A 13,224-nucleotide genomic window follows, 5' to 3' on the forward strand; every position below is an offset into this window, starting at 1 on the left:
TTCTATCTGACTACATTTCCCTTTCATGGCCATGATTATTCCATTCTCCCAATTGACGCATGATCGCTGTTTTTTCTATACTTGAGAAGCTGTACAATACGCGAATAAGGTGAGTTCATATATGGATTTTGAAATTCGATTTTTATCCTTTTATGTCATACAGGTGGAAGGCAAGGATGAGCAGGCGAACAAGCAGTTCAAGCACTTCCAAACCCTTGATACGGGTGAATTTGAAGAAAGCGAGCTGAAGGACTTTCTCGACGGGGAGCTGAAAAAAATCGTCAAACGGAAAGCCGACCGCCATCCGCAGTCCGAACAGGTGCCGACGAAAATCGGCCATTTTATCGTCGAGCCCGGCCACGAGCTCGATTCCAACCCGAATTACAACATGTTCAACCGGGCGCGACTGGCGGAAACAAAAGAAGACTTTAACGAGCTGAGCGAGCAGTTCGTCCGCACGTACCTCGACACGAGCGCAGTCCGCGGCGGCGTGTTCCTCGTCGCTTCAGCCATGCCGAGAAAATACTTCGACGAGTCATTTGTCTTCATTATGAAATGTGATTTTGAGCCGAAGGTCGCCCGCATCTCAGACGCATCTTCCCTCATTAAAAAAGTCGAAATGGCGATCACGACAAAAAACATGAAAAGCATCCAATACCCGTACATGCCCGAAGAGGGAATGGTCGAGGAAGGCGAGCTGAAAATCCACCAGGCCTCGCACGCCCGCTATTTTGAGGACTTTCTGAAATTCGTCGAGTACGGAGAATCGATGCCGGAAATCATGAAAAACCAGGTCATGAACATGGTGCAGGAGCACGTCTACGAGACATTTGAAGACAACAGCGAAGAGCTCAAGCAATTTGAACAAGACATCGAAATTTGGGAAGCGAGCGAAAAACGGGAAATCCAAGAGCGTCTCGACACCCATCAAGTGATCGAAGCCTCCGCCCAAATCATCGAGCACACACCAGAGGCCCAACTGAAAATGAAAGTCGGAGAAACCGAGATTAAGGGATTGCTAGCGGATTTTGGCGATTCGATTCATCTCGCAAAAGTGAACGGGCGCTATGTCGCGCTGATTGAAGCCGAGACGATTTCGTTTGAGAAGGGGAGTTCGCCGGTGGAGTTTTACAAGCCTGAGGGATTGCATGAGGTGATTGAGCGGATAAGCCACAAAACAGAGCAAGAATAAAAAAAGTCCAGAAATCACTTTCTGGACTTTTCCTATTTAATACCCTTCCCTCAACACCGCATAGCACTCCCCAATCAACTCTTCCGCTCCCGGCTCTCCTTTCAGCCCGCGGCGGACGATTTCTGAGGAGAGGTTCTGGACTTTGAGCGCTCTTGGGGCTCTTCTTTCGTAATACGCATGAAATGCGGTTTTGATGTCGTCGTGATTTTTGAGTTCTTCGGCGAGCACGATAGCATCCTCGACGGCCATCGCCGCTCCTTGTGCCAAGGTCGGCGCTCCGGCATGGGCGGCGTCTCCGCCGATGACAACACGGCCTTTGTGCCATGGCTCGTGCACTGCGACCTGTTCCAGTTTGTTAAACATGACAGGATGCTCTTTTGACATATGCTTTGTGACAAAATCCAGCCCCGAAAAGCCAGAGAGAATCTCTTTTACTCTATCAAACCGGGTATCTTCCTCATCCCAATAATCGCTCGTGCAAGGCTGGAGGACGAAGACATAGCCAGCGTGTTCTGCCAATGGCACGACGCCAATTTGTGTGTCTCCGCTTCTGTACATCAATGTCGCGTCCTCAAATGTAAAATCAGGAAGCTCGATATAAAAGCGCCACGCCCCCATGCCGAGATGCTCTTTTTCCGTCTCCTTTTGCAGCATTATATCGCGAACAACGGAGTGAATGCCGTCAAAGCCTGCCAGAATGTCAGCCTTCATCTTTTCTCCGTCTTCACATACGGCAGTGACCGATTCAACCGTTTCTTCATAGGCGACAACCTTCTTCCCCCACTTGATGTTTACACCCGCAGCCTCGGCATGCTTAACGAGAATGTCATTTAACGTTTTTCGAAGGATATTATTGCGTCCCGGAAGTGTGTCATCTAAAAAGGATTCACTGACTTGAAACAGCAAATTCCCCTGTTCATCAAACGTTTTAAACCATTCTGTTTGAAAGCCATGCTTACAGCACTCTTCGAATACGCCCAATTCTTTCAAGACAGCCAGTGCATTTTGCGGCTGAAGAATTCCTGCACCTGTTTTGCGGTTTTCTGAAGCCGCTTCACACAAGGTGACAGAAAACCCTGCCTTACTAAGAGAAATGGCCGCTGACAATCCGCCGATTCCGCCTCCTGCTATTAAAATATGTTTCATATCAATAACCACCTTTTCAGCTCTATACATAGTTAGGCACCTAACTATATTACTTTACTATGTCTCGCAAAAAGCTGTCAATCATCTCCAATCTCAGTTGCGTTATGGTTTTCGCTCCTTTATAATCGTGTCACAACGAACGTACGGGAGCTTATTATCATGGAATTAAAACATTTACCGAAATATAAGCATATAACAGAGCACGCCGAGACGTATGCCAATATCGACGCCGGTTCTCTTGAATTGTTTTTATCTCTATTTGATATCTCTAAAAAAATGAATCATGTGATGGAGCATTACTTTGCAGGCAGCGGGCTGTCAGAAGGAAAATTCAAAATCTTGATGCTGCTCTTTGATGCCAAGGATCAGACCTTAAGTCCGACAGAGCTTGCCAAGCAATCAAACGTCACGAAAGCAACAATTACAGGACTGCTGGACGGGCTGGCGAGGGACGGTTTTGTCAGCCGCAGGCATCACACAGAGGATAAACGAAGAATCAGCATTGAACTCACAAAGGAGGGCAAAGAACGGCTAGAGCAATTTCTGCCCGGCCATTTCAGCAAAATCTCCGCGGTCATGGAAAACTACAGCGACGAGGAAAAAGACATGTTCGTGAAGATGCTTGGTGATCTTTTTGAAAGGCTAAGCGTGTTTAAAGACTAAAAAACCCGTCCGACCAGGACAGGCTACAGCGTCTTCTCTTCTGAAGCCGGATACGTATCCGGCTGTTTTTCTTTATAACCGTAACAAATACGCCGCTGATGACACATGCGATACCAATCAAATGCACAAGCTCAAACGGCTCCTTCAATATCACACCTGACAAAATGACAGCGGAGACCGGAAGAACGGATGTGAAAATGCCCGACACCCCCGCTGGCACCTTCCTCAACCCGCTATACCATAAGTAAAACGCCAAAACGGTGACAAAAAGCGCGTAATACAACACATACGACCAATCCAAAACTGTCGGCACGCTAAAATCAAATGAAGAGGCCTCAAACAAAGCAAACGGTAGAAAAAACAGAAAACCGAAGAGCGAAACGACGGTCGAAATCGCCAATGCCGAAATATGCGGAGATAACAGCTTGGCCAGCAATGTAAACAACGCTTCGCCAATGACTGCAGCAATGATTAGCATGTTGCCAAATAAGGCATGTGGCGTCCCGTCTTGGCTCCCCGCTCCAAATAGATTAATCGCCATCACGCCGCAAACCGCCAGCATAATGCCGATCAGCGTCTTTTTCTCTATTTTTTCTCTCAGCAGGAAAAAGGATAAAATACCGATTACCATCGGGGTTGTGCTTGTCAAAATGCCGCTTTCCGTTCCAGTCGTATATTGAACACCATACAGCAGGCAAATACTGAACAAAAACACGCCTGTGAATGATTGTACCAGCAATACAAACACATCTTTTTTTGTCAAAGCCGGAAACCCTTTTTCAATGTAAAACAGCAACGTCAGCAATACAATAGCAGCCAGCAAAAAACGCAGTCCCGAGGATAGAAAGACCGGAATGCGCTCGACCATCAGCTTGCCGACGACGACCGAGCTGCCGACGATCGCCATGGCTGTTGCCAAGGAAACATAAGCGACCAGTTGTTTTTGCATCATAACTCCACCACCCTTTTTATGTATGGCAAAAAGCGCCTATCCAATGACAGGCGCTCTCTGATTAATCATCACTGCTCAAGATGCCGAAGAAGCGAAGCAGATTGATGAACAAGTTGATAAAGTCAAGGTACAGCGATAATGCCATAACCGGAATTAAGTCTTCCGTAATATGGCGGTGTTTGATTTGGTTTAGATCATACAAAATGTAAAGGGAAAAGACGATGGTTCCGATAACGGAATACGCCATCATAGCCGCTGAGTTTAATGGACTGAAAATGTTGAAAATGCCAACCACCGCCAGCGCGAGAACCGCTACCAGCAGAAATGACCATAGGAAAGATAAATCCTTCTTCATTTTTGCGCCGATTGTGCCCAGAACGGCAAAAATGACAAATGTAGAGCCAAAGGCTTCAAGCACGACATATGCGCCGGCGATGGAAGCGTAGTGGCTGACGATCGGAAATAAGGTAATGCCGGAAACAAACGCGAATGTATATACAAACGCATATCCGACCGCTTTTCTTCTGCGCATCCAGAAGGCCAGAATAATCATCCCCACTTCTAGAATAGAAAGCGGCAGCATCAAAGCGACAGGAACAAATTGGCCGATAAATAGACCGATAGTCGCGATTAGCAGTGTGAAGACAAAGACTGTCAAAATGCGCTGCATGATCGATTGCTTACTCTCGTAAACCGTAGCTTGCATGTCAAAAATCCTCCTAAAAAATGATCTTAAAGGTCTATTATATAAAAATTGGATGAAATATGTATATGTTTTAAGGAGAATTTAATGAAAACAAACGCCCTTATACGATCACTTTGGTTCTTTCCTTTTCAGCGAAAAACGGTGCTTTTCTATTTTCTCAATCTGGGTAACTTGAGAATCATGAACCGTAATCTGAACGGTGCCGAAATCGAGTGTTTCCAGCGAGCTGATTATTTTTTCAATCACTTCCGGATCAATCGTTGATTTTGAAACCAAAAGACCTTCCCCCCTGTTGAACTTATTTTAATTCACAGTATTCTTATAAGAATTATAATATTATGTTTTTTTCGATAAATCAATGGTGTTTTCTGACCAATTCAAAAAGGCATATGATCACCCGATGGCGGACAATCATATGCCTGGTCAAACGTCCTATTTGTTTTCTTCCAATTCCTCAACAATGCAGCGAACACCCATGTTTTCTAATGCCTGCTTCAGCGTGCCGTACGTTTCATATTCACTGAAATCAAGCCCCAATTGAATCGATGTCTGGGCCACATCTGGGCGAATCCCTGAAAATACGGCTTTGACGCCTAATAAGAAAAGCGTTTTTGACAGGTTGTACAGTTGCTGCGCCACCATGGTATCCACAATCGGAACACCCGAAAGGTCAACGACAAGGCTTGTGATTTTTCTCTCGATACAGCGGACCGGCACTGTTTCTAAAATGACCTGTGCCCGTTTCGTATCAATGGAGCCGATTAGCGGCAATATCCCGATTCCATCCGCAATGGAAATCACCGGGCAGCCCAGCTCAGATATCAGTTCCTGCTGAGATGTGAGCCTCATCAGCATAAATTTTTGGTACTGCTCGGAAAATTCAATGATCAGCTTATCGAACGCCTGATTCACTATGCGGTTCCATCGATCGGCATCCTCATCTGTGACGATATCCCGATTCTCTTTAATAAACGCAACGACAGCATCCCAGAATGAGATTCTTGAGTTTGATATGGCTTCCACAACCTCATGCACCTGAACATCTTGCTCAACCCTGTTTTTCGCAACGGTTTGCGCCCATTTTGTCATATGTTCTTGAAACTCAGTTTGATCCTCAAGGAATGCGCTTGCGATCGTTATATTGGTAAACGTATGCTGCTTGGTTAAAAGCTTTTTCGTTTCTTCACTTAAATTGTCGGCGGAATATAGCTCTCCTTTCAGCTGACATCGCAAACTGAACCATTTCTCCGTAATATCCGCCGTGTGGTCTATGATATATTGATATAATAATTGATCGATATTCACGGTCTGTCTCCTTTTTCATAATAGAAGCTCTTTCATTATAAAATGATACATCGGAATTGTGAATGGGACTAGGGAAAAATCAAATGATTCTGCATCCTGAGCGCATTCCAATTTCATTCATAGGCGAATGCACCAATAAACGTCCGCTCGCATAAATTGCAAATGTACAGTTTACAATGAGAAAGGACGTTATCACATGTATTATGTTGATCCTTATATGTTTGCCGGGCATTTTTATGAGCCATGGCCTGCTTTTGATTACGAATATCGTTATCCAGATGGTTACCCATGGTCTGGCATTGGCGGCGGCTCCGGCCCTGGCATTGGTAGCGGGGCTGTACCTGGCTTCGGCGGCGGCTCCGGCCCTGGCATTGGCGGCGGGGCTGTGCCTGGCTTCGGCGGCGGCTCCGGCCCTGGCATTGGCAGCGGGGCTACGCCTGGCTTCGGCGGTGCGCCGCAGGGACCCCCGCCTTCAAAAAAGCCGGCGAAACCGAAAAAGCCGCAGAGCCCTCAGGGAGTTGCTTATTTAGTTGAACCCGTTGCCATTCAGCCTTGCCTCTTCCGGTTTACCTATGTTTGGTTAACCAACGGCAGCTCATTTTGGTTCTACCCGATCATTCTTGGCAGAAGATCCGTCGGAGGCTTTTACTGGGATTCTTCACGGCGCCGCTGGGTTTATTTCGCCTTAGACACAAATCTGATAGATGTTGTGAGCTGCTCATATTAATCGATAATCAGCCGGTTTTTCCGGCTGATTTTTTTATGTTACTTCGCCCGTAAACAGGTTATAGTATAATTATCTTTCAACTTGGAGGTTTCCCTATGATCAAACAAATTGCAACTGTTGCTGTATATGTTGAAGACCAGCAGAAAGCGAAGCAATTTTGGGCAGAGAAGGTTGGCTTTGATATTGCGGCGGACCACCCGATGGGACCTGACGCAAGCTGGCTGGAGGTTGCGCCACAAGGAGCCCAGACCCGTTTAGTTATTTATCCGAAAGCCATGATGAAAGGCTCTGAACAAATGAAAGCTTCTATCGTGTTTGAATGTGAAGACATCTTTGGTACATACGAGAAAATGAAAGCAAACGGTGTAGAATTTCTTGGTGAGCCCAATCAAATGGAGTGGGGCACCTTCGTTCAATTTAAAGACGAAGATGGCAATGTATTTTTATTGAAAGAATAACGATGCGACGGCGGTTCTATTCCGCCATGCGCTTTCTTTGACATTGAGAATGAATTTCATTTACAATCATTCATATATGAGAATGATTGGAGAGAGACAGATGTTTGTTCAGTTGAGAAAAATGACGGTAAAAGAAGGCCATGCAGATAAAGTCATAGAACGTTTCAGCGCTGAAGGAATCATTGAAAAACAAGAAGGTTTAATTGATGTAACAGTGCTTGAAAAAAACGTCCACCGCGGTGATGAGGAAGTTGTTGTCATGATTCGTTGGGAATCCGAGGATCACTGGAAGCAATGGGAAAAAAGCGATGCACATATCGCCGGCCATAAAGCGAACAAAGGCAAACCAAAGCCTGACTATCTGATCAGCACTGAAGTGAGCATGTATCATGTAAGAGCTGTTAAACAAGGGACTCATGAATAATGAAAAGAGCTTGCACCAGCTGCAAGCTCTTTTTACGGTCATGATGAACTGCCTTCTTCATATGTGATGACATAAAGAGGTTGGTTGGCATGCCATTCCGCGTATAAGACGTCCTCAGTCTTTTCAACTCCATGCTGTTGCAGCGATTGCTTCAGCCATTGTTCATCCACACCCGCTTCCACCAGGTTATCAAACACAATCTCCCCATCAAGAATTAACGTAATCGGCAAAGATACATCCTTTGTCGGAAGGTTCATATCTTTTCTGGTCGGTTTATCGAAATCGGCTTTCGGGAGCACACTGATCATCCCGTTTGTTTCCAGAATTGCATATTCCACTTCCTGAATCGAAAAGCAGCCTTTTTGCCTCAGGAGGCTTTGCAGCTGATTAATATCGAGCTTGTTTTTCTTCAGCATCTTGTATTTCAGCTTTCCTTTATGAATCACAATATTTGGTTCGCCTTCTAGAAACTTTCTGGTTCCTTTTAGTTTTTGTGTAATCAATTCAATCAAAAATATAAGCAAGCCCCATAGGAGTGAAGCAAAAATAATTTCTTTAATCTTGATTTCATGATCATAGACGGCATTTCCGACCAGTTCCCCTAAAATTAAGGCAGAAATAAAGTCAAACGGGGTGAGTTGAGAGAATTGGGTTTTCCCAAGAAACTTCAAAATGACAAATAAAATACCGAGACCGCAAACTAATTCTATTGCTACATTCAGATAATCTCCCACGTTGATAGCACCTACTTCTTAAGAGCTACTACCATTATGGTCAACTGCACTTTTTCTAAACCAGAACTGCAGATTTTCACATCAGTTGGTGCTTTGCCAGCATGTGATCGAAAAGCTGCTCTGCATCACTGCGGTCAATCGTGACAAGCGGATCATTGAGAAACGCCTGAAATGCAAGGCCGCGATCTTTTGTTAAACCAGATTCCGCCACTGCCTCCTGATTGGATACGTGCCTCGTCGCAATCATTTCCACACCCTTTGGCAGCGCTCCAGAGAAAATCGGCTGGACGCTGTTGCGGGTAATCAAGGCGTTCGTTTCGACAATCGCTTGTAAAGGAAGATTGGAAACTTGGCCTTGATTCGGCACATTTACATTCGTGACGATTTCACCCAATCCGAGGAGAGCCGCTATGATGTTCACGCCTTCTTCTCCCGAGGCTTTCCCGGCAACGCCCCGTTTTTGAACGATTAATCGTTCTGTTTCTTTTCGTTTTTCGTCTCTGTCTTGTTTTCTGAATGATACAGATGTGAGATGAAATTTCCATAACTCAGGCTGTTTGAGGTAAGGGCCGGGAAGAAACTCTGCCAGATGCCTGTCACCCGCAGCGGGGATGGCGCCATACATTTCAAATAAATCAAACGCAACACGGTGTGCCGAACGAAAGACGCTGTCCCTCCAGCTTTCCCCCTCTAGCTCATATCCTGATTCTCCATAATGCGCGCTGAATTCATGGAATATAGGCAGCAGATCAATATGGCGGTAAGAGGCTTCCGTGATCCATGTGAAATGGTTAATGCCGAGTACATTGACGCGGATATCTTCGCGCCGCAGCACCTCTACTCCGAGCCTTTCTGTGACCATTTCCGCCAGCAGCTTTTGCGTGCCGAATACCTCGTGGCAGCAGCCAATCGCTTTGATGCCCGGAAACACTTTATACAGCACTCTTGTACAGACAGACATTGGGTTTGTATAATTTATGACCCATGATTCTGGTGCGTAGTCTCTTATGGCCCGGGCAATTTCGACAAACATCGGAACAGCCCGCAAGCCTCTGATGATCCCGCCCGGCCCGACAGTATCACCCACAGACTGATAAATGCCGCAGCGCTCAGGGAAGTGGACATCGATTTCCATATCTTCCAGTGAACCCGGCAAAATGGAAATAATGACGATATCCGCGCCCGATAACGCCTTTTTCAAAGTAGAAACCGCTTCATACCTCCATCTGCCGTCTCCGCTGTGATTGCCGATCTCTTCATTTTTCTGAGCGGCTTCAAAATCAAGATCATAGAGCGCCACTGTGCCTGACATCCGTTCATCAATCGACAGATCACTCATCAGGCTTCTGGCCCAGCCTTGAGACCCCCCGCCGATATAGGCGATTTTAATTTGATCTAACGTACTGATATGACACACTCCCTTTCTCAGCCTTTCACCGAACCGATCAGCATTCCTTTTGCAAAGTGTTTTTGCAGGAATGGATAGACCGCCAAAATCGGTAGCGTCGCAATGACAATGACGGCGAGTTTTATTCCCTGCTCCGGCGGAACGGTATTTTGCATCGTATCACCATTGGTCGCTGTTAAATCCGATAAGATTGTGACTTGGCGGAGCACCATTTGCAGTGGCCATTTTGCACTGTCATTGATATATAAGAGAGCGTGGAAGAAATCATTCCAAATCCCGACCGCATAAAACAGCGCAAAGGTCGCAATAACCGGCTTTGACAGCGGCAAGGCGATCCGCCAAAAGACACCGATTTCGGAACAGCCGTCAATTTTTGCCGATTCCTCCAGCTCGCGGGGCAGCTGCTGAAAGAAGTTTTTGATAATAATAAGGTTGAACGGATTAATCGCCATCGGCAGAATCAATGCCCAATACGTATCCAAAAGGCCAAGTGATTTCACGACAAGGTACGTCGGGATCATGCCGCCGGAAAATAGCATAGAGAAGATCACCAGGTTCAACAGCAGATTCCGCCCCTTCACATGCCGCTTCGCCAACGGATACGCCATCGTAAAGGTGAAAAACAGCTGCACAGCCGTCCCGACCACGGTAATGAAGATGGATACGCCCATGCTTCGGATGAACGTCGGTGTCGAAAACACATACTTGTAAGCATCAAGTGTAAAGGTTTTCGGGAATATAAAGAAGCTGCGCTGGGCGAGTTCCGCTTCTGTCGCAAAGGAACCGGCGATAATGTACAAAAACGGCAAAATGGTAATCGCGCCGACACCGCCGAGAAACAGAATGTTGCAGACGTCAAACACCCGTCCGGCTTTTGTGTTATGCATCGTGTGAATTTCAGCCATACCTCTCCCTCCTCTAAAACAATCCTTCCTGATCAAACTTTTTCGCAATGTAATTGGCGCCGAAAATCAAGATAATCCCGACAACCGATTTAAACAAACCGACCGCTGTGCTGTAGCTGTACGCGCCTTGGGTAATCCCCATCATGTATACATACGTGTCAAAAATGTCAGCCACGCTGCGGTTGAGCGAGTTCGTCATCAAATACACCTGTTCAAAGCCGAGATTCAAAAAGCTGCCGATTCTTAAAATCAACAAAACGATAATGGTGCTTCTGATTGCCGGCAGCGTAATATGCCACATTCTCCTGAACCGGCCCGCTCCGTCCATAATGGCGGCTTCATACTGCTCCTGATCAACCGTCGCCAGCGCAGCCAGAAATAAAATCGTTCCCCAGCCTGTCTCCTTCCAGATGCTTTGCATCACAATCATCGGCCGGAACCAGTCCGCGTCCGATAAGAAAGAAATCTGCTCACCTGTCAGGTTCATAATCAATTTGTTGATCACACCTGTATCGACAGTAAAGAAAACAAAGGTGATGCTGACCACGATTGTCCATGAAACAAAATGGGGCACGTAAATAAAGGTTTGGATGCATCTTTTATACACGGCCTTTCTCACCTCATTCAAAAGCAAGGCCAAAATGAGAGGCGCTGGAAAGGCAAATAAAAGGTCCAGGCTCGCCAGCATGAGGGTGTTGCGCAGCAGCCGGAAAAAATCCGGGTTCATAAAAAAGTCTTTGAAATAATCAAAGCCGCCCCATTCGCTTTTCCAGAAGCCGAGATATGGCGAATAGTCTTTAAAAGCGATCAGCACGCCCCACATCGGCAAGTATTTGAAAATCAAAAAATAAAGCAGACCGGGAATAAGAAGAAGATAAAGCCATTTGTCCCGTTTGAGTGCAGCCATCCAGCTGATGCCTTTTCCAGCAGTGAGAACAGGTGAATCTCCCTTCTTCGGCACTGTTTCCATATCTGTTCTCCTTTCGTGGTACCGGTGCGCCCGCCGAACGGCAGGCGCATCGGTTTATTTTGACGATTGATACAATTTGTTCAAGTCCTTCATCAGGTCATTGCCGCCGCTTTTTTTCCAAAGCTCCACCGCATCCTCGAACCCTTTTTCATCAATTTCTCCAATGATAAATTGTGTTCTCGCGTCGAGAATAATGTTGTCAAGCTGGGCACCTTTTTGGGTATAGACATCAGATACAAGCGACTCAGCCGGGTTAAAGACGGCTATTTTTTCTCCTTCAGTTATGATGTCCTTGCGATGCTGGAAGAGCTTTGTTTTCTGGTCTTCGATGTAATACTCGCTTTTCGGAATCGACATGCTGAACTGCGCCAAGCCTTCATGCTCATACAGGAGAGACTTGTTGTTTTTTTCAAGCGAAGTGAATACGTCGTCCTTGAGCTCGTAATTGCGGCCCTCCACTCCGTTGTTCGTGAGAATCTGCGCTTCCTTATCATTCATCTTATCGAGGAAGGACAGCACCTCTTTCAGCTCTTTTTCGGTTTTGACGCTTGATTTTGGTATCGCGATCATGCCTGAATAACCGGATGTCGGGAAGGTGCGCTTGCCATTCGGCCCCTCAAGCGAGCCGACGATATCAATCACATCCTTGTTCGACTCATCCGCCTCCTCCATCGCGCTTTGGATTTGAGACGCTCTGGAGCCGGTATCAACGATGATCCCCGCTTTTCCTTTCACAACCGGATCATTCCACTTCGCTGAATCCATGACCGCAAAGTCCTTATTGATCAAGCCCTCATCATAAAGCTTTTTAAAAAACTTGAGCGCATCCATGTATTCCTTCGTTGTAAAATCAGGAATCAGCTTTCCGTTTTCAACGCCGTAGCGGTTCGGAGCGCCGAACCAGATTTGCAGAACATCCCACGGGCTTCCGTTGCCAAGCCCCATCCATTTCGGCACGACCATGCCGTACGTATCATCCTTGCCGTTTCCGTCAGGATCTTTTTCCTTAAAGGCTTTCAGCACTTCATAGAAATCATCAATCGTTTCCGGCATATCTAGACCGACGTTTTTAAGCCAGTCGGTTCTGATGATCATACACGCTCTGATCAGGTCCCTCGTTCTGTAGATTCCGTACACCTCGCCGTTCACCGAGCTGTTCTTCAAAATCTTTTCATCTGCCTGGCTTAAATTCTTGTAGTCTTTTAAATAAGGAGACAGCTCCCAAAATGCCCCTGCTTTGACAGACTTGATAAAGCCGGCTGATTTATCTTTAATCACAATCGCATGAGGCATCTCTCCGGAAGCCATGACGATGTTGAATTTGTCGTTGTAGGATGAATCAGGCACCCATGTGACCTTAATCTCTTTGCCTGTGTATTTTTCGAGCGCTTTTAATGAAGGGCTCTTTTCACTCGGGCTTTCCGGCGATAAGAGCGGCGCCATAATTTTAATCGTGTCTTTCGAACCGCCTGCTGAACTGGATGTTTCCGAATGGCTGCATCCGGCGATCATCATGGCAGCGAGCGGCAAGGCCAGCCATTTTTTTCGCATTCTATTTTTCATGATGCGTAAGTCCCCCTTTTTTCAATTTGCATTTCCCCTTTGCCCCTCCTAATATAAAGCGCTTACATAAA

At 46.2% G+C, this 13,224-nt stretch carries 14 protein-coding genes and 1 pseudogene; 5 read left to right on the top strand and 10 right to left on the bottom strand.

Going from position 1 to position 13,224, the window contains the following annotated elements:
- Positions 1–121: 121 nt before the first annotated feature.
- Positions 122–1,192: a DUF3900 domain-containing protein gene (locus RAC86_RS00515; protein WP_072565917.1), complete on the top strand. Its 1,071-nt coding sequence runs from the start codon at positions 122–124 to the stop codon at positions 1,190–1,192.
- Between the two features lie 36 nt (positions 1,193–1,228).
- Here RAC86_RS00515 and RAC86_RS00520 read toward each other — a convergent pair whose 3' ends face one another.
- Positions 1,229–2,338, bottom strand: coding sequence for an FAD-dependent oxidoreductase (locus RAC86_RS00520; protein WP_072565916.1), 1,110 nt, complete (start codon positions 2,336–2,338; stop codon positions 1,229–1,231).
- Between the two features lie 159 nt (positions 2,339–2,497).
- On the opposite strand from RAC86_RS00520, the gene yetL reads away from it, so the two are divergent.
- Entirely contained in the window at positions 2,498–3,001 is a 504-nt protein-coding gene (gene yetL, locus RAC86_RS00525) for a transcriptional regulator YetL (RefSeq protein ID WP_072565915.1), read from the top strand.
- 23 nt (positions 3,002–3,024) lie between these two features.
- On the opposite strand, the pseudogene RAC86_RS00530 reads toward yetL, so the two are convergent.
- The 4 genes and pseudogenes from RAC86_RS00530 to RAC86_RS00545 form a co-directional block, all read right to left on the bottom strand.
- Positions 3,025–4,015: pseudogene (locus RAC86_RS00530) on the bottom strand (DMT family transporter).
- A complete protein-coding gene (locus RAC86_RS00535) occupies positions 4,015–4,659 on the bottom strand; it encodes a Bax inhibitor-1/YccA family protein (protein ID WP_072565914.1) in 645 nt (214 codons plus the stop codon). Before RAC86_RS00535 ends, RAC86_RS00530 begins: the two are co-directional and overlap by 1 nt.
- A gap of 108 nt (positions 4,660–4,767) precedes the next feature.
- On the bottom strand, positions 4,768–4,935 hold the full coding sequence (locus RAC86_RS00540; RefSeq protein ID WP_061187094.1) for a YezD family protein: 168 nt from the start codon (positions 4,933–4,935) through the stop codon (positions 4,768–4,770).
- Positions 4,936–5,091: 156 nt separating this feature from the next.
- Complete coding sequence (locus tag RAC86_RS00545) at positions 5,092–5,964, bottom strand: STAS domain-containing protein (protein ID WP_014112979.1); 873 nt, start codon at positions 5,962–5,964, stop codon at positions 5,092–5,094.
- Between the two features lie 196 nt (positions 5,965–6,160).
- Between RAC86_RS00545 and RAC86_RS00550 the strand changes: the two genes are divergently transcribed.
- The 3 genes from RAC86_RS00550 (at position 6,161) to hmoA (ending at position 7,573) form a co-directional block, all read left to right on the top strand.
- Positions 6,161–6,691 (top strand): hypothetical protein, encoded by a 531-nt coding sequence (locus RAC86_RS00550; protein WP_072565913.1) that lies wholly within the window; start codon positions 6,161–6,163, stop codon positions 6,689–6,691.
- A gap of 95 nt (positions 6,692–6,786) precedes the next feature.
- The gene (locus RAC86_RS00555; RefSeq protein ID WP_014112977.1) at positions 6,787–7,149 is read left to right on the top strand and encodes a VOC family protein; all 363 of its coding nucleotides are present in this window, start codon (positions 6,787–6,789) and stop codon (positions 7,147–7,149) included.
- Between the two features lie 100 nt (positions 7,150–7,249).
- Positions 7,250–7,573, top strand: a complete 324-nt coding sequence (gene hmoA, locus RAC86_RS00560; protein ID WP_152024360.1) for a heme-degrading oxygenase HmoA — start codon at positions 7,250–7,252, stop codon at positions 7,571–7,573.
- A 38-nt stretch (positions 7,574–7,611) separates the two neighbouring features.
- Here hmoA and RAC86_RS00565 read toward each other — a convergent pair whose 3' ends face one another.
- The 5 genes from RAC86_RS00565 to RAC86_RS00585 form a co-directional block, all read right to left on the bottom strand.
- Positions 7,612–8,307, bottom strand: coding sequence for a DUF421 domain-containing protein (locus tag RAC86_RS00565; RefSeq protein ID WP_072565911.1), 696 nt, complete (start codon positions 8,305–8,307; stop codon positions 7,612–7,614).
- Positions 8,308–8,383: 76 nt separating this feature from the next.
- Positions 8,384–9,724, bottom strand: coding sequence for an alpha-galacturonidase LplD (gene lplD, locus RAC86_RS00570; RefSeq protein ID WP_072565910.1), 1,341 nt, complete (start codon positions 9,722–9,724; stop codon positions 8,384–8,386).
- A gap of 8 nt (positions 9,725–9,732) precedes the next feature.
- Entirely contained in the window at positions 9,733–10,620 is an 888-nt protein-coding gene (locus RAC86_RS00575) for a carbohydrate ABC transporter permease (protein ID WP_014112974.1), read from the bottom strand.
- A 13-nt stretch (positions 10,621–10,633) separates the two neighbouring features.
- The gene (locus tag RAC86_RS00580) at positions 10,634–11,590 is read right to left on the bottom strand and encodes an ABC transporter permease (RefSeq protein WP_072565909.1); all 957 of its coding nucleotides are present in this window, start codon (positions 11,588–11,590) and stop codon (positions 10,634–10,636) included.
- Between the two features lie 54 nt (positions 11,591–11,644).
- The gene (locus tag RAC86_RS00585; RefSeq protein ID WP_014112972.1) at positions 11,645–13,153 is read right to left on the bottom strand and encodes an extracellular solute-binding protein; all 1,509 of its coding nucleotides are present in this window, start codon (positions 13,151–13,153) and stop codon (positions 11,645–11,647) included.
- Positions 13,154–13,224: the final 71 nt, after the last annotated feature.

The organism is Bacillus sp. LR_5, from assembly GCF_042709275.1.

What these genes read in the sequence shown, in the direction of transcription:
- RAC86_RS00515 (WP_072565917.1), top strand. Translation starts at nt 122, where the DNA reads ATGGATTTTGAAATTCGATTTTTATCCTTTTATGTCATACAGGTGGAA.
- RAC86_RS00520 (WP_072565916.1), bottom strand. Translation starts at nt 2,338, where the DNA reads ATGAAACATATTTTAATAGCAGGAGGCGGAATCGGCGGATTGTCAGCG.
- yetL (WP_072565915.1), top strand. Translation starts at nt 2,498, where the DNA reads ATGGAATTAAAACATTTACCGAAATATAAGCATATAACAGAGCACGCC.
- RAC86_RS00535 (WP_072565914.1), bottom strand. Translation starts at nt 4,659, where the DNA reads ATGCAAGCTACGGTTTACGAGAGTAAGCAATCGATCATGCAGCGCATT.
- RAC86_RS00550 (WP_072565913.1), top strand. Translation starts at nt 6,161, where the DNA reads ATGTATTATGTTGATCCTTATATGTTTGCCGGGCATTTTTATGAGCCA.
- RAC86_RS00555 (WP_014112977.1), top strand. Translation starts at nt 6,787, where the DNA reads ATGATCAAACAAATTGCAACTGTTGCTGTATATGTTGAAGACCAGCAG.
- hmoA (WP_152024360.1), top strand. Translation starts at nt 7,250, where the DNA reads ATGTTTGTTCAGTTGAGAAAAATGACGGTAAAAGAAGGCCATGCAGAT.
- RAC86_RS00575 (WP_014112974.1), bottom strand. Translation starts at nt 10,620, where the DNA reads ATGGCTGAAATTCACACGATGCATAACACAAAAGCCGGACGGGTGTTT.
- RAC86_RS00580 (WP_072565909.1), bottom strand. Translation starts at nt 11,590, where the DNA reads ATGGAAACAGTGCCGAAGAAGGGAGATTCACCTGTTCTCACTGCTGGA.
- RAC86_RS00585 (WP_014112972.1), bottom strand. Translation starts at nt 13,153, where the DNA reads ATGAAAAATAGAATGCGAAAAAAATGGCTGGCCTTGCCGCTCGCTGCC.